At 51.5% G+C, this 19,566-nt stretch carries 19 protein-coding genes; 6 read left to right on the top strand and 13 right to left on the bottom strand.

All coding sequences use genetic code 11. The annotated features are described in order from the left end of the window. The first annotated feature begins 105 nt into the window (after nucleotides 1-105). Nucleotides 106-1,599 (top strand): peptide MFS transporter, encoded by a 1,494-nt coding sequence (locus tag EVJ34_RS00235; RefSeq protein WP_131435096.1) that lies wholly within the window; start codon nucleotides 106-108, stop codon nucleotides 1,597-1,599. Nucleotides 1,600-1,647: 48 nt separating this feature from the next. Here the strand turns inward: EVJ34_RS00235 and EVJ34_RS00230 are convergent, their stop codons facing one another. Further along, nucleotides 1,648-2,943, bottom strand: a complete 1,296-nt coding sequence (locus EVJ34_RS00230; RefSeq protein ID WP_131435098.1) for a glutamine synthetase family protein — start codon at nucleotides 2,941-2,943, stop codon at nucleotides 1,648-1,650. Nucleotides 2,944-3,135: 192 nt separating this feature from the next. On the opposite strand from EVJ34_RS00230, the gene EVJ34_RS00225 reads away from it, so the two are divergent. Next, entirely contained in the window at nucleotides 3,136-4,173 is a 1,038-nt protein-coding gene (locus EVJ34_RS00225; RefSeq protein ID WP_131435100.1) for an SDR family oxidoreductase, read from the top strand. 41 nt (nucleotides 4,174-4,214) lie between these two features. Here EVJ34_RS00225 and EVJ34_RS00220 read toward each other — a convergent pair whose 3' ends face one another. Together EVJ34_RS00220 and EVJ34_RS00215 are read right to left on the bottom strand one after the other, a co-directional pair. Beyond that, nucleotides 4,215-4,538, bottom strand: a complete 324-nt coding sequence (locus tag EVJ34_RS00220; RefSeq protein ID WP_236634540.1) for a YflT domain-containing protein — start codon at nucleotides 4,536-4,538, stop codon at nucleotides 4,215-4,217. Nucleotides 4,539-4,642: 104 nt separating this feature from the next. Next, nucleotides 4,643-4,870 (bottom strand): hypothetical protein, encoded by a 228-nt coding sequence (locus tag EVJ34_RS00215; protein WP_131435102.1) that lies wholly within the window; start codon nucleotides 4,868-4,870, stop codon nucleotides 4,643-4,645. Between the two features lie 118 nt (nucleotides 4,871-4,988). Here EVJ34_RS00215 and EVJ34_RS00210 point away from each other — a divergent pair, with 118 nt between their 5' ends. Together EVJ34_RS00210 and EVJ34_RS00205 are read left to right on the top strand one after the other, a co-directional pair. Beyond that, complete coding sequence (locus EVJ34_RS00210; protein WP_201739661.1) at nucleotides 4,989-6,047, top strand: GTP pyrophosphokinase; 1,059 nt, start codon at nucleotides 4,989-4,991, stop codon at nucleotides 6,045-6,047. Nucleotides 6,048-6,137: 90 nt separating this feature from the next. Continuing rightward, complete coding sequence (locus EVJ34_RS00205) at nucleotides 6,138-6,575, top strand: MarR family winged helix-turn-helix transcriptional regulator (protein ID WP_131484401.1); 438 nt, start codon at nucleotides 6,138-6,140, stop codon at nucleotides 6,573-6,575. Between the two features lie 102 nt (nucleotides 6,576-6,677). Here EVJ34_RS00205 and EVJ34_RS00200 read toward each other — a convergent pair whose 3' ends face one another. The 5 genes from EVJ34_RS00200 to EVJ34_RS00180 form a co-directional block, all read right to left on the bottom strand. Further along, nucleotides 6,678-7,316, bottom strand: a complete 639-nt coding sequence (locus EVJ34_RS00200) for a class F sortase (protein WP_236636604.1) — start codon at nucleotides 7,314-7,316, stop codon at nucleotides 6,678-6,680. Beyond that, the gene (locus tag EVJ34_RS00195) at nucleotides 7,264-8,061 is read right to left on the bottom strand and encodes a DUF4397 domain-containing protein (protein WP_131484400.1); all 798 of its coding nucleotides are present in this window, start codon (nucleotides 8,059-8,061) and stop codon (nucleotides 7,264-7,266) included. The genes EVJ34_RS00200 and EVJ34_RS00195 overlap by 53 nt, the downstream gene beginning before the upstream one ends. 253 nt (nucleotides 8,062-8,314) lie before the next feature. Further along, nucleotides 8,315-9,028, bottom strand: a complete 714-nt coding sequence (locus tag EVJ34_RS00190; protein ID WP_131484399.1) for a glycerophosphodiester phosphodiesterase — start codon at nucleotides 9,026-9,028, stop codon at nucleotides 8,315-8,317. 11 nt (nucleotides 9,029-9,039) lie between these two features. Further along, nucleotides 9,040-10,506, bottom strand: a complete 1,467-nt coding sequence (locus EVJ34_RS00185) for a carboxypeptidase M32 (protein WP_131484398.1) — start codon at nucleotides 10,504-10,506, stop codon at nucleotides 9,040-9,042. A gap of 66 nt (nucleotides 10,507-10,572) precedes the next feature. Next, nucleotides 10,573-12,105: an FAD-dependent oxidoreductase gene (locus EVJ34_RS00180; protein WP_131484397.1), complete on the bottom strand. Its 1,533-nt coding sequence runs from the start codon at nucleotides 12,103-12,105 to the stop codon at nucleotides 10,573-10,575. 201 nt (nucleotides 12,106-12,306) lie between these two features. Between EVJ34_RS00180 and EVJ34_RS00175 the strand changes: the two genes are divergently transcribed. Both EVJ34_RS00175 and putP read left to right on the top strand, forming a co-directional pair. Then, nucleotides 12,307-13,284 (top strand): D-alanyl-D-alanine carboxypeptidase family protein, encoded by a 978-nt coding sequence (locus tag EVJ34_RS00175; protein WP_131484396.1) that lies wholly within the window; start codon nucleotides 12,307-12,309, stop codon nucleotides 13,282-13,284. 358 nt (nucleotides 13,285-13,642) lie between these two features. Then, the gene (gene putP / locus EVJ34_RS00170) at nucleotides 13,643-15,124 is read left to right on the top strand and encodes a sodium/proline symporter PutP (protein ID WP_131435113.1); all 1,482 of its coding nucleotides are present in this window, start codon (nucleotides 13,643-13,645) and stop codon (nucleotides 15,122-15,124) included. Between the two features lie 176 nt (nucleotides 15,125-15,300). On the opposite strand, the gene EVJ34_RS00165 is transcribed toward putP, so the two are convergent. The 5 genes from EVJ34_RS00165 to EVJ34_RS00145 form a co-directional block, all read right to left on the bottom strand. Then, nucleotides 15,301-15,594, bottom strand: coding sequence for a hypothetical protein (locus EVJ34_RS00165; RefSeq protein WP_232819561.1), 294 nt, complete (start codon nucleotides 15,592-15,594; stop codon nucleotides 15,301-15,303). 14 nt (nucleotides 15,595-15,608) lie between these two features. Then, nucleotides 15,609-16,163, bottom strand: coding sequence for a hypothetical protein (locus EVJ34_RS00160; RefSeq protein WP_131435115.1), 555 nt, complete (start codon nucleotides 16,161-16,163; stop codon nucleotides 15,609-15,611). Nucleotides 16,164-16,242: 79 nt separating this feature from the next. Then, complete coding sequence (locus tag EVJ34_RS00155; RefSeq protein WP_034777670.1) at nucleotides 16,243-17,064, bottom strand: YihY/virulence factor BrkB family protein; 822 nt, start codon at nucleotides 17,062-17,064, stop codon at nucleotides 16,243-16,245. A gap of 105 nt (nucleotides 17,065-17,169) precedes the next feature. Beyond that, nucleotides 17,170-18,588, bottom strand: coding sequence for an alanine/glycine:cation symporter family protein (locus tag EVJ34_RS00150; RefSeq protein WP_201739905.1), 1,419 nt, complete (start codon nucleotides 18,586-18,588; stop codon nucleotides 17,170-17,172). Nucleotides 18,589-18,647: 59 nt separating this feature from the next. Further along, nucleotides 18,648-19,553, bottom strand: coding sequence for a Gfo/Idh/MocA family protein (locus EVJ34_RS00145; RefSeq protein ID WP_131484394.1), 906 nt, complete (start codon nucleotides 19,551-19,553; stop codon nucleotides 18,648-18,650). Nucleotides 19,554-19,566 lie beyond the last annotated feature (13 nt).

The raw sequence follows: 19,566 nt of genomic DNA, 5'->3' as shown, positions 1-19,566 counted from the left end.
TTTTGATTTCGTTTCAAAATCGTTAAATTTTGAATTTTTCATTCATTTATTCTTTACAAACATAATGATTCTTTTTATGATAATACGGTCAAGGAGGGATCTTTCATGGAAAGGATCGATAAACAGAAAATTGTGGACAGCGTGCCACAAAAAGGTTTTTTCGGACAGCCTAAGGGCTTGTTCACGCTATTCTTTACAGAGTTTTGGGAACGGTTCTCGTATTACGGGATGCGTGCCATCCTCGTGTTCTACATGTATTACGAGGTATCCGAGGGCGGTCTCGGTCTCGACCAGAACGTCGCTCTGTCGATCATGTCCGTGTACGGCGCACTTGTTTACATGTCCGGGGTCATTGGGGGATGGCTCGCCGACCGCGTCTTCGGGACGTCCCGCGCTGTCTTCTTCGGTGGCGTGTTCATCATGCTCGGTCACATCGTGCTGTCGATTCCTGGCAGCCTGACGTTCTTGTTCATCTCAATGGCATTGATCGTCATCGGTACGGGCTTGTTGAAACCTAACGTCTCGAGCATCGTCGGTGACTTGTATCACGAAACGGACCGTCGTCGTGATGCCGGGTTCAGTATCTTCTATATGGGGATTAACCTGGGTGCCTTCATCTCGCCTTTGATCGTCGGCGGGGTCCAGAAAAGTTACGGTTTCCATTGGGGCTTCGCACTCGCTGCGGTCGGGATGTTCATCGGTCTCGTCGTTTTCCTCGTCACAAAGAAGGGCAACCTCGGTCTAGCCGGCTCATACGTGCCGAACCCGTTGACGCCATCTGAAAAGAAAAACGCCATCAAATATACGACGATTGCGGTGGTTCTCATCGGTGGCCTGTTGGCCGTCTTGATTCCACAAGGATTATTCACGATCAACACGTTCATCGGTCTCGTCGGTGTGTTCGGGATCGCCATCCCGACGATTTATTTCATCATCATGTATCGTAGCCCGAAAACGACAGAAGTCGAGCGGTCACGGATTATCGCCTATATCCCGCTCTTTATCGCCTCGGTCATGTTCTGGGCGATTCAAGAGCAAGGGGCGACGATTTTGGCCAGCTATGCCGATAAGCGGACCGACCTTGAATTTTTAGGGTTCACCCTCTCACCGGCCTGGTTCCAGTCGCTTAACCCACTGTTCATCATCATGCTCGCGCCGGTATTCGCATGGCTTTGGGTCCGACTCGGTGATCGTGAGCCGAGCATCCCGACGAAATTCGCATTCGGGATCTTGTTCGCAGGGTTAAGTTTCTTGGTGATTTTGCTGCCGGCCTACTTTGGTGGACCGGACACGCTCGTGAACCCGCTCTGGCTCGTTCTCAGTTACTTCATCGTCGTGCTCGGTGAGCTCAGCCTGTCGCCTGTTGGTTTGTCAGCGACGACGAAGCTTGCCCCGGCGGCCTTCTCGGCCCAGACGATGTCACTCTGGTTCTTGTCGAACGCGGCGGCGCAAGGGATCAACGCCCAGCTCGTCCGTTTCTACTCACCGGAGAATGAAATGCTCTATTTCGGAATCATCGGTGGTGCGGCCATCGTGCTCAGCATGATCTTGTTCGCACTCGCCCCGGTCATTAAAAAGTATATGCGTGGGATCCATTAATCAAAAAGCCCATTCCTCGGCCGAGGAATGGGCTTTTATATGCTTCGTTTATTTACGGACTTGGATGAGCGACAAGTAGCGGTCAATCAAGTCGTGGTTGAAGTAATCATGGAACCGGTCCGACTTGAGCGATTGAATCGACTCATGGAATGTCGCCGGGAGTGACGAGATGCCTTGGCTCTCGATTTGTTTCGCCGAGTACTCGAACAAGTCGTCTTCGTTCGGTGACGACGGTTCGAGCTGTTGCTCGATCCCTTCGAGTCCCGCATAAATCAAGGCCGCGAGGGCAAGATATGGGTTCGCGCTCGGGTCTGGGTTCCGGACCTCGACACGTGTCGCGCTACCGCGTGACGCCGGGATACGAATCATCGAGCTGCGGTTCGACGGGCTCCAGCAGATGTTGACCGGTGCCTCGAAACCTGGCACGAGACGCTCATATGATTCTGGGAGCGGATTCGTGAAGATGGCCGTCGCACGGGCATGTTTCAGAATCCCTTCGATGAAGTGACGGGCTGTGACTGACAGGCCGTAATCCGACTCAGGCTCTTCGAACGCGTTGACCGTCGGTTTGCCATCCTTATCGTTTTTCCAGACCGAGATGTTGAGGTGCATCCCCGACCCGTTCACGTCGCGGAGCGGTTTCGGCAAGAACGACACTTTTGCGTTTTTCTCTTGGGCTGCCAATGTGACGATTTCTTTGAAGAACTGAATGTTGTCGGCCGTGTGTAACGCGTCATCATATTTGATACCGATCTCGTGCTGGGCCGGGGCCACTTCGTGGTGGACTGCTTCGATGTTGAAGCCGACCTCACTCAACCGGTTGGCGATATGTTGACGTACCTCATAGCCTTTGTCTTCTGAACGTGTCGAGAAGTATCCCGCCTCGTCATAAAATTCTCCGTTCTCGTCGAAGATGAAGAATTCCGGCTCGGCGCCGACGAAGATCGAGTATCCGTCGCCAGCTGCGCGCTCGAGGGCATCTTTCAAGACGTTACGCGGGTCGAACTCATACCGTTCCCCGTCTGGTGTGCATACGTCACAGAAGAACGCGAGGATGCTCTCGTCCCCGTCCTGTTCGTAGCGTGGACGATCTAAATCCGGTCTCAAGAATAGGTCTGAGTTTTTGATGGAAGAGAAACCTGCGATGGATGAACCGTCAAACATCGTCTTCCCTTCAAAAACTTCCGGCAACAATTTTGCAGAGAGAGTCAGTAGCTTCAAGTCTCCAAGCACGTCGGAGAAGTACATATGGATTTGAGTGATCCCTTTCTCCTGAACCGTTTTTTCAATCTCTTCTTGCTTCTTCCTGTTGCCATCCTTGTCAGTTCCGAATAGATTAGCCATGATTCTAAAAAACCTCACTTAAGTTATTTGACAGATCAACACTGTCATGACGTACCTTGCGTACGCTTCTCCTTAAGTCATAACCCACTTTAAAAAGTGTTAAACCCCAAATTTGAAACATCGGGTTGAAAGTGGCTCATTCTGCCGTCGCTTGTTATGATGGAAAGAGACTGAAAAGAGAGGAAGAACGCTGTGAATATTTTTATGACCGGTGCGACCGGATTTTTAGGAGGACGACTCGCCCGCGAGTTGATTCATCGAGGCCATACGCTTTGTGTCCTCGCCCGTACGCCTGAAAAAGTGAAGGCGATGTTCTCGCAAGACGAACTGAGCTCGATCACTGTGCTTTCAGGTGATTTGACGGCCCCGCTCCTCGGTGCGGACGATGAATTTATCGCACGCCATGACGAATCGTTCGACTTGGTGCTCCATATGGCTGCCCTCGTCAAATTTGATGAGGAGCTTCGCGACGAGCTGTTCGAGACAAACTTAACCGGGACGAAGCAAGCGCTCGGGCTCGCAAAAGCGCTACATTGCCCCCGCTTCTTCCACGTCAGCACGGCGTACACGCTAGGAGCGCGTGAAATCGGCGATGAGACGTTGTATGCAACCGATCAAGCGTTCCATAACCCGTATGAAGAAAGCAAGGCCCATGCCGAACAGGCAGTATGGGCAGCGCGACGCGATTTGTCCGTCTCGATTTTCCGCCCCGCCATCATCGTCGGTGACTCGAAAACCGGCGAGGCTGATTCGAAGTTCACGATGTATGGTTATATGCGCGCCCTTGAGGTGTTCAAGCGCCGACTCGAACGAAAAGGTGCACCCGTTGGCCCAATTCGCCTTCTCGGGTCCGAGACAGGCACGTCGAATCTCGTCCCGGTCGACTACGTGGCCGACGTGTTGCTGGCGGCCATCGAGCACGCCCGACCGGACACGATTTACAACGTGACCAATGATGCCCCGCCACGCAATGAGACGATGCTTGAATACATGAAGCAGGCGCTTGAATTCCCGCATCTGAAAATCACGGAGACGGCGAAGTCTTCGCTGAGTAACGTCGAACAGACGTTCAACGAGATGGTAAAAGTGTTCAATCCGTATTTAAATCGCAACATCTCATTCAACGACACGAACACGAAACGTCTATTACAGGACGCCGGATTTAAAACGCTTGATTTAAACGAGCGTTCGCTTCGTCGAATCGTCAACGCTTATTACGAAACCAAATGAAAACAGCCGGGACTGATCCTCATCAGTTCCGGCTGTATTGTTTATGACTTGTCACAGACGAGGACGATTTTTCCGGCTTGAATCTCATTCTCGAGTGATTCGACCATCTCTTTCGTCAGACCAAGACTCTCGAATTGATCGATACGGTCATCCGAGTTTTTGGAAAACTTCGACATGAGCGATTCCCAAAGCCCTTTCTCGGTGATCCGATACGGTTGGACCCCTGCTTCTGCTGCGAGTCGCACCGTCAACTCTTCATCCTTGGCAAATAAATAAATATTTTCGTTCAGACATCCTCCTGACACCATTCCGTTCACTTCATGGTCCACCGAGGTCATATCTCGCACGATTCTTGTTTCTAACATATTCATCCTCCTAAACGTCCGCTGTTCTAAAATCGAATAATATACTATTCCCGAAAAATGAGTCATAAAACCCGTTTTCCGCCAGCGATTTATAAAAGAAAGATTCAAGAAAACGTGACGGTCCAATCTTCAATTTCGAAATGGTCGACGATCCCTCGGATTCGAGCCCGTTCGTCCGGTTCAGACGATACATCATCCCGACTAAGGCGTACGATGTTGATTCCAGTCTGCCAATCGATTTTTCCGCCCCGATAGCCCGCTTGTCTTAACAACCCCGCAATGATCTCCAACTTCTCCCTTTCGGTCGATTTCAATGTATGGGTCACTCTCACATACTCCACTCCTTCCCATTCCAAGCCGTATTGTACCATACTGCCTCTTCATGCACGAAGGTGCGACACCGATTTCAATGGTGGTATACTATAGACATTGAGACAAGGAGTGATGTAGATGCCGAGACAGGATATGAATACGATCATGCTCGACTATATGAATGAGAAAGAGGATTACGAGGCGTTCGCCGCTAAGTTGAAATCGCTCCTTAGCGAACTATTGAACGACGCGGGGATTCAATTTCACTCGATTGTCGCCCGGGCGAAGGAAACGGAGAGCCTTTACGCCAAACTGTCACGTAAACCGTACCAATATCGGTCGTTACGTGACGTCCAAGATTTGGCAGGGATTCGAATCGTGACGTATTTCCATGACGACGTCCGGGCCGTTGCCCGAATTCTCGAGGACGAGTTCCGAATCGACCGCGAACAGTCAATCGACAAATCCACTCTGCTCGACTCAAACGAGTTCGGTTACCTATCCGTCCATTACGTCGTCGGTCTGAGTGACAAGCGGCTCGCTCTCGGGGAGTATCGTCGCTTTGAGGACAAAGAGGCGGAGATTCAAGTTCGTTCAATCTTACAACACGCATGGGCCGAGATCGAGCACGATCTCGGCTATAAAAACCCGAACGCCGTCCCACCGGAAATCAAACGTAGTTTTAGTCGTGTCGCCGGATTGCTTGAGATTGCCGACTCCGAGTTCGTCAATATCCGTAAACAGTTGCGGACGTTCGAACAAGAGACGGTCGAACGGATTGTCGAGTCACCAGACAAGGTGAGCATCACCCGGGACAATTTAAACTATTATATCGCCAACGACGTCACCGTCGAGAAACTCGACAATGCCATCTTCCAGAGCGATTGGCTGCTCGACACCGACCTGTCGACGATTATCGAGCTGACGCGTATGTTCCATTATGCCGAGATTCGCACATTCCAGGATCTGAGCGACACGCTCGATCTCTACTTCAATCGTGCCGTCCAATGTGCGACGCTATTGCCATCGTCGCTCCTGCCCCGTCAAGGGATGGGTGTCGTCTACGCCGTCCTCGCGAAATTGCTCGCAGAAGGGGATGACCAGCAGATCGAGTTCTTCTTCCGCCGCTTCTATCCGGACTTGAAACACTATGATGAAGTCATCCAAGAACTTCGTACCCGAGAAGAGCCATCATAACTTTACAGACTTCATGTTTTTGTTGTAGAATGTTTTTATGTTCTGAAATATATGCAAATAATGATATTTACCTAGGAGGTACGCTTGAGGATGACAACACCTGTACAGACAGCATCCCGCCGTCAGCTCGTCGCTGATGCTGAGCGAGGGATTCGCATGAACTATCGCGGAGTGAAAAAAAACCTCCGGTCGATGTTCTCACAATATTTGACGCGAAACGAATTTTTCATCCTTCGGTCGCTTTGTCAAAATAGTCCTCAAATCGCCTCGGCCCTATCGAACGAGTTTCAATTCTCTGCTTCGATGATCACTGCCCTTGCGGATGAGCTCACGAAAAAAGGATTGATCTCACGCGAACGCAGTGAACGTGATCGTCGCGTCGTCGAATTGCAAGCGACCGAAGAAGGTCGTGCCTTGTTCGAGACGTTAGAAGGCATGAAAATCGAGTACTTGATGGACGTGTTCGAAGATTTTTCAGATGATGAATTGATTCTTCTGTCAAAACTGCTTGACCGAATGGACGCATAAAAACGACTAGGCCGATTATCGCGGCCTGGTCGTTTTTTGTTTCTTCACGATACGACACAAAAACCCGAGTGCGGATAACCCGCACTCGGGTTCATTCTTGATTTAAGACTTGGCGATCGCCGTGACGACGATTCGGTCCCGGTATCCGTGTTGCGGGTCATAAGGTCCCGCGCATGTGATGAGCTGAAGCCGTGTCGATTGTGTCGCCGCAAAAATTGAGGCGAGTGGCACGTCTTCAAGTCGATACCGTTCAACGGAGACGACTTCATATTCGATCACCTTTTTACTACGCTGGAGCGTCACCGATTCTCCGAGGCGCAGTTCGCCAAGGTTTGCGAAGATGGCCGGTCCGCGAAGGTCATCGAGATGACCGGATAGGACGACATTGCCTGTCGCGCCTGCTTTCGCCCCGTAACGATACCATCCGACCTCATCAGCGTCTGTCGGCGTATCCATCCGGTCGAGTCGGTCTTTCCCGACCGGTTGAATGACGGCATCGACATCAATTGACGGAATCTTCAATCGTTTTGGGACGAACGTGTTTCTGTGAAAAGATTGACGGTCAATCTCGGTCGCTGACAAGACGAGCGGTTCGGCGAAACCGACGGTCGTCAGTTTCGCGTTCGCGTCCGGGGCGCCGGCGACCGGTGCAAGCATGAGGAACGATAACGTTCCAATCAAGAGAAGCTTAAGCGTCTTGCTTCTGACGACGAAAGACGTAGAAGCCAGCCGCTGCTGCACCAAGAACCGCTGCTGCGAGCAACCAGTTCATCGATGCTGTCTGAGCGAGACCACCTTGTCCTGTTTCAGGAGCTCCGGCCATTTCACCGCCGTCCGCTGCGAGAAGGACTTCAAATGCTGGTTCACCTTCAAGAAGTCCGATGGCGAACGCCGTGTAGTTTTTTCCACCTTCGAGGGCAACACCGTCGAGTGCCTTCACGACATCAGTCGCGCCGGCTGGACGAACCTCGAGGTCATACGTGCCAGCATCGAGTGTACCGTAGTCGCTGACCGCTTTGAACTCAAGGTTTGAGAAGAGTGGGTCGCCGCCTTTAGGTGCTACATCGACTGCCGGTGCGTCAGGTGCGAAATGAGCGACACGGACTTTTGATTTACCATCTTCAAAGTTCGCATCGTCTTCCATTGCTGCAATCTCGATATTTTCAAGTTGGCCGATTGCTGCCGCTGTATAGAACTTGCCTGCTTCGATCGAGAGGTCTGCCGCAACGACGACCGTCTCTGCATCACCAGCCGGCTTGATCTCAACATTGTAATCTCCGGCTGGGAGAGTTAAATAATCGGTGAGCGCTTTGAACTCTGCGCCTTCGACCGCTACTTCACCGTTGACATAAACATCTACCGCAGGTGCGTCAGGTGAAGCATGGAGCACACGTACCATCGCGTTCTCGTGTCCATCTGCACTGACCGGTACGATGAGTGCAAACGCCAGGGCGAGTGTACCAAGTAAAGACATCAATTTCTTCATGTGAAATTTCCTCCTTTTTCTGCTTGGGTTGACCGATTGACTGCATACAACAAGTTTGATGTGGTGCTGCAACGTGTGCTACATCTGATTGCTATGTAGCTGGTGACATCTTAAACTTAAGACAACGGAGCAATGGCGTAAAGGTGACGGTGTGCTCTCAATATGCCGTTCAGCACATTTGCAAGAGACCGCTTTCTTTACATTAACCACACTTCCCTTTCGTCTTTATTTAAAAACCCCGTAACGCGTAACGTTACGGGGTAGAATGTGCTTTCGCCCAGTCGATGTCGTTTACGAACACCGCGTTGACCTTGAGCCGGTGGAATCGGTCAAGGTCGTGGACCGTTTTCACAGTGTAAGGGCGTACGGCGAGCCCTTCAGCTTGAAGCTGAAGGATTTCTTCATCGGTCATCGTTCGAACGTTTGGATGTACGGCGGTCGCACCGACCTTCTGACAGTAAGCCACAAGGTCATAAAGAGGTTGGGCCAAGAGAACCGCACACTCAATGTCTGGCGCTAACTGGTTCAAACGTTTTAGCGTCATGTGATTGAATGACGAGAACACGACTTGTTCAGCAGGGACACGTCGGTTACGGATCGTGTCAACTAAGCGCTGCTCGATGCCGGGATAGCGTTCGATATCGGTCTTGACCTCGAGGTTCAACACGACCGACGTCCCTTGACACAGGTCGATTAGTTCATCTAACGTCGGGATCTGCTCATGAACCGCGAACGTGACGCCCGCATCGACCCCTCGCAGTTCCGATAAGGTCATGTCGGCCACTCGGCCTTGGCCATCCGTCGTCCGATTGATGGTCTCGTCATGAATGAGGACGAGTTTTCCGTCCCCCGTCATATGAACATCTGCCTCGATTCCGTCCGCTCCTGCCTCGAGCGCAGCCTGGAATGCTGTCATCGTGTTTTCCGGATGGTGAGCCATCACCCCCCGGTGTGCGAAGAATCTCATCAGGTATCGCCTCAGTTCGTTTTATATTTGCTCGTCAAGTAACGGACGAGTGGTCGGACCGAGATGTTTTGCCCGGTCACTTGCTTGATGAGTTCATTAGGCGTCAGCGCTTTTCCATGACGATGAACATTGTCCTCGAGCCACTGTTTGATTGGACCGAACGTGCCAGCGCTGACGAGCGACTCAAAATCTGGATGGTCATCGCGGAGCGACTCTGTCAACTGAGCGGCATAAATCAGACCAAGGGCGTAGCTCGGGAAGTAACCGAACGACCCACCGGCCCAGTGTACATCTTGCAGGACGCCCTTCGCGTCACTCGGTACGTCGACGCCAAGGTATTCCTTATAGAGTGCGTTCCATGCCTGTGGTAATTCCTCGACCGATAAATCACCTTGGATCAGTTTCTTTTCAAGCTCATAGCGAATAATGATATGCAGGCTATATGTTAATTCGTCCGCCTCGATTCGAATCAAGGAAGGCTTCGCCTCGTTCACACCGGCATAAAACGTCTCGAAAGAAACGTCTTGAAGCGCCGGATTTTTTGTTTGAAGACGCGGATAGACGCTCTTCAAGAACGCTTCGCTACGTCCGACAAAATTCTCGAAGAAGAGCGACTGTGATTCATGGATTCCCATCGAGGCACCGCCTCCGAGACCGAGCTCGTCGAGTTCCGAATCGATTTGTTGCTCATACGTCGCATGCCCCGCCTCGTGCATCGTACCGAACAAGGCGTTGCGGAAGTCGGCTTCGTCGTATTTTGTCGTAATGCGAACGTCACGCCGATTGATTGTAATCTCAAACGGATGCACCGTCGCGTCGAGTCGGCCTCGCGTCAAATCATAGTCGACGACCCGCATCCAATCCTCACATAATCGCTGTTGGACCGACTTGTCCATCGTCCAGTCGAGCCCTTGGACGGGTTCCGGCAATTGGCGGATGAGCGGGACGAGTTCATCCCTCAGTGTCTGAAACAACGCATCGAGCTGTTCGACCGTCATGCCCGGTTCATAATCGTATAACAAGGCATCGTACGGGTGCGACTCATAGCCAAAATAATCGGCGAACTTGCGTTGAAACCCGATAATCTTCTCCAAATATGGGGCAAACATCTGCCAGTCATCCTGATCTTTCGCCTTCTCCCATGCCGTCTCAGCCTCGGAGACGAGCGTCACGTACGCCTGATACTCAGATGACGGGATTTTTGCATTCCGCTCATACTGGGTCTTGGCGACCGCGACCGACCGCACTTCGACCGGGGTCAAGTCCTCGGTCTCGATCATCTGTGCGAGCAATTCTTTGAAAGACTCGCTTGTCTGGCGTTTGAACGCCTCCGTCGACAGATAACCAATCGTCTCGGCCCGAAGCGGGGCCGATTGCTCCGGCATCTGGGTCCGCATATCCCAATACAATAAAGAAATCGCCTCGTCGAAAGCACGTAATTGCTTGAAATGTTCACGCCACTGCTTTGTTAGTTCCATTCTGATTCCACCCCTATGACAGTTGTATCGTTACTTCTCTACTTTAATATAGACGGGGCGAGTTGCCTATGCTTTCGGCACATCGGTTTTACGTTCGTACGAGAGCGGCTTGGTCGCTGGCCCCTCGAGCACATTCCCTTTCGTATCAAATCTTGACCCATGGCACGGGCAATCCCACGAGCGCTCGGCGTCGTTCCAATTGACAGTGCACCCCATGTGCGTGCACCGTGTCGAGACGAGGTGGCATTCATTATCAAGGTCGCGATAGGCGCCGACTTTCTTCCCGTCGACTTGGACGATGCCTCCTTCATCAAGTTGCAAGTCGTCGAGCGTACCGGATTTCTCGAGAGAACCTTTGACGAACTGGGTCGCCGTGTCGAGGTTCGTTTTCAAGAACTGACCGACATCCGTCGGCTTGAACTTGGAACGGAGTGGATTTAATAGTTCTCGGAAACGGTTATCCTGACCGGTCAACAGATCAGCCAAGAGGAGACCAGAGGCGATCCCGTTCGTCATCCCCCATTTGGCGAATCCCGTCGCGACGAACAAATCTGGCTCCCGGCTAAACATTTGTCCGACGTACGGCAAATGGTCGAGTGTAATCAAATCTTGGGATGACCATCGGAAGCTTGCTTTTTTCGTATCGAACGTGTCATGGGCGAACCGGTCGAGGCGGTCGTAACGCGAGCGTGTCTCTGTCACGTGACCACTCAAATGACCTTCGCCGCCAACGAGCATATACGTTTTATCCCCTTCCTGGAACGTACGAAACGAACGACTCGGTGTATCGACGCTCAAATACATGCCTTCCGGTACACTTTGCTCAGTCTCACAAGCCACGATATACGAGCGTTCGACCTCGAATTTCGAGAAGTAAAGTCCTCGGATATCATTGAACGGGTAATGGGTGGCGACGACGACTTGATTCCCTTGGACCCGCCGCCCTGTCGATGTCGTGACGATCGGCCGGGGTCCACCACTGATTTCGGTCGCCCGCGTCTTCTCATAGACTTGACCGCCAGCCTCGACGAAACGACGTGCGAGCTCGTTTAAGTACTTGACCGGATGGATTTGAGCTTGATCTCGGATGACGAGCGCTTGCTTCACTTGCAGCGGTAGGGCGGCATTCACTTCTTTTGTCGCGTCCCCACCGAGAAGCTCGAGTTGCTCATACGCCTCGCGTTCGGCGACGAGTTGACTCGAGCCGTCGATAGAATATAAGTAAGAATCTTTCGCCTCGTAATCGATATCAAACCCGTCTGTGACCTGACCTCGCAGATATTGGAGTGCTTCTTGGTTGAGCTCGTAGTAGAGTCGGGCCGTTTCTAGATTGAACGTCCGGATTAATTTGGAGTAGACGGTCCCGTGCTGCACAGAACATTTCGCCGTCGTATGGCCGGTCGTGCCCCGTCCAATCTCGGCCGCCTCGAGCAGGACAACTTGTTTACCGCGTTGCTGTAGTTCATAGGCTGTCACGAGCCCGGCGATGCCCGCCCCGATGACGACAACGTCACAAGAGACCGAGCTTTCTAGTTTTGGATACGGAAACGTCTCGTCGTGCTGACGCCATAGCGAATTGGTGAATGGATAACGATGCATGAAGGTGCCTCCTTTAGTAGGTTGAGTGTCTGTTATTGTGTATACCCATTCCCCTTCATTTCATACGCGTCAATTATTGACCTGATTCTTTATTTTGATGACGATTTCAAAGGGCTTCATCCATTATGGTAGAAAAGTAAACAATGAAGGAGCGAATACATAGTGAAACGAAACCGCAGACACCGTAGAAAAACGTACATCATGAGGCGACTCACTGTCGGCCTCGCCTTGGTTGGACTACTCGCCATCATCCCGGCCTTGATCGGCTTCAAACAAGAACCAGAACCGAAAGCCGCACCTCCCGTCTCGGCAGTGGTACCTGTCAAACAAGGACCGACCTTCCCGGAGATCCCGATCATGGATTGGACGAACCAACCGATTGCAGCATCCGATACGGCCGACCTACTTGTCGGTTCGATGGCGTTTGTCAATTTGACGGACGGTGAGATCCTACTAGACAAGAACGCATCGGAGCGCGTCTTCCCCGCTAGTACGACAAAATTGATGACTGCACTCCTCGCATACGAGGCAGCGGTCGACAAGAACGAGCTCGATCAAGACGTCGTCATCGTGAAACAGTCGACGCTCGATATTCCCTGGGACAGTCACATCGTCCATCTTGCGGTCGGTGATCGGCTCACTGTCCGTCAAGCCCTCTATGCGACGTTGCTCGAGTCGGGAAACGACGCTGCCAATAGCCTGGCCGAATATGTGAGCGGTTCGACGACCGAGTTCGTTGACTTGATGAACGCCCGCTCGAAAGTACTCGGCTTGACCGGCACACAATTTAGAAATGCGCACGGCTATTCCGACCCGGAACATTTTACGACCGCTCTCGACATGGCTAAGATTGCTTACGCGTTCGGCACGTATCCGGAACTTGTCGAAATTGCCGGGACGTACGAATACGAGGCGAAATTTGTCGATCAGAACGGCGATTTGAAGCGACGCTGGTGGTACCACCTCGGGTCGGCGGTCAACGAGCGCAGTATCCATTACTCCGAGCTCGTCAAAGCGACAAAGACCGGATACACGGACGAATCAGGTTATACGATGGTGTTTTTGATGGAGCGTGATGGCAAGCAGTACGCATTGGTGACGATGCAAGCCAAGTCTGGACAAACGTTCCCGACGATGCGCTCGGTCGAACAGATCGCGTTCGGAATCACCCATGAATAAAAATACCAGTCAACGACCCGCTCTTCCCTCTAGAGGGAAGAGCGGGTCGTTGCGTTAAACGTTAAGTAAAATGACGATTTATATGACAAACAGATGACACAGGAGTAACACTGGCATGACTAATTGTCAGAATATTTAAACTTTTATAATGAAAAATATCGTGCTTATCCGTTGATACAATGCGCTTTAGAGCCCTTTTTCTGAAAAGATGACAGTTTGCAATGATTCTTTAGGTCCGTTATGGTTAGTCACAAGTTCGCCTAGTCATTCGAGTTTGACCAGTTTGTGTGAGTCTCACACATGATTAAACTGTAATTGATTAAACGACAACAATTGAACACGTACAGGAGGTAATCAAATGTTATGGCAAGAATGGGTATCCATCGCGCTTTACCTCGTGATGATGCTCCTCATCGGATACGTCGCCTATAAGCGAACGACCGATTCATCAGATTATATGTTAGGTGGCCGCAAGATGGGGCCAGGAGTTACTGCCATGTCAGCCGGGGCTTCGGATATGAGTGGTTGGATGTTAATGGGACTTCCGGGGGCAATGTATGCCACGGGATTATCAGCGATTTGGTTAGCCGTTGGATTGGTCATCGGAGCTTACTTGAACTACTTGTTAGTCGCTCCCCGTCTACGCGTCTTCACGGAGATGGCAAATGACTCGATCACGATTCCTGACTTTTTAGAGAATCGGTTCCGAGATCACTCGAACTGGCTACGGATCCTGTCTGCATCCGTCATCATCATCTTCTTCACGTTCTACACGTCAGCCGGACTTGTGTCTGGCGGGAAGTTGTTTGCAAGCTCGTTCGGGCTTGACTATCAGACAGGTGTCATCGTGACGATCAGCGTCGTCATTCTGTACACGCTCTTCGGCGGTTTCACAGCCGTTAGCTGGACAGACTTTGCGCAAGGCGTCATCATGTTCCTCGCGCTCGTCCTCGTCCCAATCGTCGCCTTGACTGACGTCGGTGGTGTTTCAAACGCCGTCAACACAGCAACGACGCTCAACACTGATTTGTTCGACCTCTTTAAAGGGACGTCGACGCTCGGGATTATCGGCCTCCTCGCTTGGGGACTTGGTTACTTCGGTCAACCACACATCATCGTTCGCTTTATGGCAATCCGTGATGTGAAATCTTTGAAGACGGCACGCCGTATTGGTATGGGTTGGATGACTGTCTCAATCATCGGTGCTGTCATGACCGGTCTTGTCGGGATCGCTTACTTCCGTGGTCAAGGGAACGCCTTGGCTGACCCAGAAACGGTGTTCATCCGTTTCTCTGAAGTATTGTTCCACCCGTTCATCACTGGTTTCTTGCTCGCTGCGATTCTAGCCGCAGTCATGTCGACCGTATCGTCACAACTTCTCGTGACATCGTCAGCGTTGACAGAAGACTTCTATCGCAAATTCTTCAATAAAGAAGCAAGCGAGAAGACGATGGTGCTCGCCGGTCGAATCGGTGTATTGACTGTCGGACTCGTAGCGACACTCATGTCGCTCAGCCCATCGAACACGATTTTGACGCTCGTCGGCTATGCATGGGCCGGATTCGGTTCTGCATTTGGTCCAGCGATTCTCTTGTCTCTATATTGGAACAAGATGACGCGTCAAGGTGCCCTCGCCGGTATTCTCGTTGGTGCCATCACCGTTATCCTTTGGATCGTGACTGGACTTTCGAGCGTCATCTATGAGATGGTACCAGGGTTCTTCCTCAGTATGCTTGCCATCGTTCTCGTCAGCACGTTCACGAGCCAAAAAGAACAAAAACGAATCAACCGTGAATTCAGTGAAATGGAAGCTGAACTCGCCGTTGCGAAAAAAGAATAACGACATCAAAACGCGGGCATTTGCCCGCGTTTTTTGTTGGGTCCGACTTGACCGCGTCACAGTACTCCTCCTGACGCGGCTTTAATCATCCCTATGACCGTCTCCCCGTTCGAAACAATAAACGCGAACGAAAAAAAGGCCACAGACAGTATACTCTCTGCGGCCTTAAGATTCGATTACATCGCTCTCGCCATGAACCATAACTGAATGAAAAATGGCACTAATACGAGGACGAGCATCGCATTACGCATCCATCGGTTGCGGTTCCAGTAGTACGCCATCAAGACGAATGGATGGAGCGCCGTCAGCTGATAAGGGTTGAACCAGAACCAGGTAAGGATCAATGCGATAAAGAAATATAACACAGAACGTTGCTTCGTGGTGCGCCATTCGCGCCACATATCGAACGCCCCTTTAAAGAATACGATAAACGTCACGATCCAAAACACCATCACAATGACACTATTCAATGACTAGACCACCTTCATGAGACATTTTCGATATAGAACCCGCCCCAGTAAATATGCCGATACGTGAACTCTTTCCCACTCTCTGCCGTGATGATGATCTCATCCTCTGTCAGCACGAGCACATGCACTGGAATCTCTCCTTTTCGTAACATCGGGCTAAACAATTGAAACTGCTTGTTCAACCACTTCCGTTCCGTGAAGTCACGATAATGATGCAAGGCGAGTGACGGATGGACCAAGAATACACCGATCATCAAGGCGATGGCACTTGGTGAAGCAGATACTTCAAGCAGTAACGAAAGGACGAGCACAAGCGAGAGAATCGCATAGCCGAATTCGAGAAGCTCCATCAAAGAAGCTCGACTGGCAATCACGTACTGCATGACACGAAATGCCACGTACAGCAAGAGACTGACCATCACATACTGGGTGAACGGAGCACTACTCATCTCAACGTCCAAATAAAACAAGACCGGTAGTAACATGACCCACTTCCATAATTGTAAGGCGAGGTAAAACAATGTTTGATCGATGAAACGACGATTGTGTACGAGCCGTTGCATATCCATGTTTCCCACCTCCGATTAAAAGATGTGACCTTAAACGTAACATTCCCTGAATCAAAAAATGATAACAAGCAATTACACGTCAACCGGAAATTTCTTTTTGTTCGATGAGCGTGGCGTTCAGAAGTCCTCCGAGGAGGATGACCGAGGCCGCCAAGTAGAACCAGATCAACAGGATGATAAAGGCACCGAGTTGACCGTAAAACTGTTCATAGTTAGCATACTGTGAATAGTAGCTGAATACGTTCGAAACTGTCAAGATACCAATTGTTGCAAAGGCCGCCCCGGCCCAGCTGTCCCGAAACGTACCGCGATGGCTCGGCAACCATTTATAGACGAGCAGGAAGACACTGAACAAGATGAGCGTCCCGATAATCCACCGGAAATAGAACCAAATCTGAGCATATCGGGCAACGATATCATCGATAAAGATGATGTGGGTCGCCAGCTCTCGTAGTGCCGTCTCGATGACGGGAACGAGCAATGAGAACGGCAGGACGAACATAAGTGCGAGTGTGACGGCGATGTCTTGTAGCACCCCACGCCAAAACGCTTTATTCCGGATTAGACGGTAGGCGTCGTTCAATGACCGGACGAGCGACTGGACGGCCATCGAAGAGATCCACAATGCCGGCAAGATGCTGAGCGAGGCGAGACGCAGTCTCGAATCATCAAAAATGGCTTCGATGTTTCCTTGCAACAACCGATAACTCGCCTCCGGCATGACCAAGGACAGTGCGGAAATGACGTCACCGCTCGAAAAAGGCAGCCAACCGACGATCCCGAGGACGAACAATAAAAATGGAAACGTCGAGAGGATAAAATAGTAGGCCAACATCGCGGCCTGATCGAAAAAACGTTCGGCAAAAAATCGTTTGAATGTATGAAGGAATGGTTGTATCATTTCGTGCACTCTTTTCTTTTTTATAATATAATTGCGGTATTTGAAATAAAATGAAGCAAAAAGGAAAGGCAAGAATGGCGCAACGCGTCAATTCTTGCCTCGGTCTTAACTGATGTTCTCTCGCTTCGCTTCCCAAGCCTCGATATGCTCTTTGCCGGGCAACTCGACGTCGTCCCGATTGAACACCGGGTCGCGTCCCGCCCGTTTCTGCGCCACATAATCGTCGAGCAACAGTTTCGCAACCTTACTGAGGCGGAAGATCGCATACATATTGACGAGTGCCATCAACCCCATGAATATATCAGCGATTGACCAGACGAGGCCGGCTGAACGGACCGATCCGAACAATACCATCCCGACGACGGCAATCCGGTAGAGGACCAGATACACTTTTCGCTCCGAGATGAACTCGATATTCGTCTCCCCGTAATAATAATTCGCCAAGATCGAGCTGAACGCGAACAATAAAATCGCAATCGTCATGAGCGATGTCGCAATCGGCCCAATCTCTGTCAAGAGCGCCTCTTGGGCGAGCTCGATGCCTTGGAAGTCCTCAGAGCCCGGCACGCCGGAGATGAGGACGATCATCGCCGTCGCCGTACAAATGAACAACGTGTCGACGAAGACGCTTAGGGACTGGATGAGACCTTGCTTGACAGGGTGACTGACCTCCGCGGTCGCTGCCGCGTTCGGAGCTGACCCCATCCCCGCTTCGTTTGAGAACAGGCCGCGCCGTATCCCTTGCAAGACGGCCGCACCGACCGCCCCTCCAAGAAGTTCTCGGAGCCCGAGTACCCCTTCTGAAAAAATGGCCGAGAAAACAGCCGGCACGACGTCCAAATTCGTCAAAACGACCCACAAAGCAAGTAAGATATAACCGCCGGCCATAATCGGGACGATGATTCCTGACAGCGTCGAGATAGAACGAATCCCACCGAAGATGACAATCCCTGTCACCACCGCCAAAATAATCCCGATCCAAAGCGTGTCAATATCGAAGACGTTATTGACCGACAAAGCGATCGTGTTGGCTTGGACCGAGTTGAACGCAAATCCAAAGGCGAACGTGATCAGAATGGCGAACACGACGCCGAGCCATCGTTGTCCGAGCGCCCGTTCGATATAATAAGCCGGTCCGCCACGCCATGCCTTGCCGTCGTGCACTTTATACACTTGGGCGAGCGTGCTCTCGACAAACGCTGACGCCGAACCGATCAACGCGATGAGCCACATCCAAAATACGGCACCCGGGCCACCGAGTGCAATCGCGGTCGAGACACCGGCGATGTTGCCGGTCCCGACCCGTGCCGCCGTCCCGATAGCGAAAGCCTGGAACGACGAAACTTGTCCTTTCTCGTGTTTCATCCCTTTGACGAATAAGAGCTTGAACATCTCCGGTAACATCCGGAACTGGACGAATCCCATCCGAATCGTAAAATAGAGCCCCCCGGCAATTAATACGAAAATGAGTACGTACGTCCATAACAAATCATTCGCTTGCATGACGAGTTCACGAATATCCATGCGCATCCCCTCCTTTTAAGAAGTTCTTACCCGCTCCTGGAAGCTTGAAAACGAGACGCTTACCGCGATGCTTTTTCCAAAATCCGCTCACAGAGGGCATGTGTCGTCAGACTGTCTGCGGCGAGCACCGACTCGTTCGGTTGCCCGTTCAGCAACTTGATGAACGCATCGATCATCGTCGTGAAGCCGCGACGCATAAGGTTCGACTCCCACGGACTCAGAGCTCGCTCGAGCATGCCATCGCGTGTGAAGTCATATACGCGCTCTACGTCGCGTGACACTCGCTTCAGGTGCGGGGACATCACTTCCATCACTTCCTCTGTACAGCCGTTGTCGCGGTTCATGATTCCGATCGCTTCGACCCCACCCGCAGTGAACTGAATCTGCAACTGCTTCAGCTTCCCGTCTTCGTGGCGCGTCCGCACCGCCAAGTCTTCGACCGGTGCGAGTCCCGTCAAATATCGTAGCGTGTCGACGACATGGACAAAATCCTCGATGATGAACTCTCGGAGTGTCGCCGGTTGATACGTCCGGTTCTTTTGAATGAGGACGAGGTTATGGTCCGTGACTTCCTTCAAAGCTGCCGTCGCCGTCGCGAAACGACGATTGAAGCCGGTGACGAGTTCGACCCCATGTTCTGCCGCGAGTCGGACGAGCCGCTCTGTTTCCTCGAGTGAGAACGTGACCGGCTTATCGATGAACACATGGACACCATGCTCGAGCACGTAAGCGACCTGTTCCGCGTGTGCCGACGTCGTAGAATGGATCAATACACCGTCCACCTCATCGAACGGCACGTCCTGTAACGACCGGTAATGGCCCGTAAAGCGGTATTTGTCGACGAGCTGCCCCGCTTTCGCCTCATCTCTCGAGACGAGATAGACATCCACCCCTTCTAATCCGGCATAGACTGGTAAGTATGCTTTCTTCGCGACGTCCCCTAACCCAACAACCACAATCTTCATTTCGACATCTCTC

The organism is Exiguobacterium sp. SL-9, from assembly GCF_004336985.1.
Taxonomy (GTDB): domain Bacteria; phylum Bacillota; class Bacilli; order Exiguobacteriales; family Exiguobacteriaceae; genus Exiguobacterium.
The sequence above is the reverse complement of the archived record's forward strand: the minus strand, read 5'-3'. Positions and strand labels throughout refer to the sequence as shown.

Bases quoted from the DNA above. Each gene is read 5' to 3' on its own strand.
- EVJ34_RS00235 (WP_131435096.1), top strand. From the start codon at position 106: ATGGAAAGGATCGATAAACAGAAAATTGTGGACAGCGTGCCACAAAAA.
- EVJ34_RS00230 (WP_131435098.1), bottom strand. From the start codon at position 2,943: ATGGCTAATCTATTCGGAACTGACAAGGATGGCAACAGGAAGAAGCAA.
- EVJ34_RS00220 (WP_236634540.1), bottom strand. From the start codon at position 4,538: ATGTTAGAAACAAGAATCGTGCGAGATATGACCTCGGTGGACCATGAA.
- EVJ34_RS00210 (WP_201739661.1), top strand. From the start codon at position 4,989: ATGCCGAGACAGGATATGAATACGATCATGCTCGACTATATGAATGAG.
- EVJ34_RS00205 (WP_131484401.1), top strand. From the start codon at position 6,138: ATGACAACACCTGTACAGACAGCATCCCGCCGTCAGCTCGTCGCTGAT.
- EVJ34_RS00195 (WP_131484400.1), bottom strand. From the start codon at position 8,061: ATGAAGAAATTGATGTCTTTACTTGGTACACTCGCCCTGGCGTTTGCA.
- EVJ34_RS00190 (WP_131484399.1), bottom strand. From the start codon at position 9,028: ATGAGATTCTTCGCACACCGGGGGGTGATGGCTCACCATCCGGAAAAC.
- EVJ34_RS00185 (WP_131484398.1), bottom strand. From the start codon at position 10,506: ATGGAACTAACAAAGCAGTGGCGTGAACATTTCAAGCAATTACGTGCT.
- EVJ34_RS00180 (WP_131484397.1), bottom strand. From the start codon at position 12,105: ATGCATCGTTATCCATTCACCAATTCGCTATGGCGTCAGCACGACGAG.
- EVJ34_RS00175 (WP_131484396.1), top strand. From the start codon at position 12,307: ATGAGGCGACTCACTGTCGGCCTCGCCTTGGTTGGACTACTCGCCATC.
- putP (WP_131435113.1), top strand. From the start codon at position 13,643: ATGTTATGGCAAGAATGGGTATCCATCGCGCTTTACCTCGTGATGATG.
- EVJ34_RS00160 (WP_131435115.1), bottom strand. From the start codon at position 16,163: ATGGATATGCAACGGCTCGTACACAATCGTCGTTTCATCGATCAAACA.
- EVJ34_RS00155 (WP_034777670.1), bottom strand. From the start codon at position 17,064: ATGATACAACCATTCCTTCATACATTCAAACGATTTTTTGCCGAACGT.
- EVJ34_RS00150 (WP_201739905.1), bottom strand. From the start codon at position 18,588: ATGGATATTCGTGAACTCGTCATGCAAGCGAATGATTTGTTATGGACG.
- EVJ34_RS00145 (WP_131484394.1), bottom strand. From the start codon at position 19,553: ATGAAGATTGTGGTTGTTGGGTTAGGGGACGTCGCGAAGAAAGCATAC.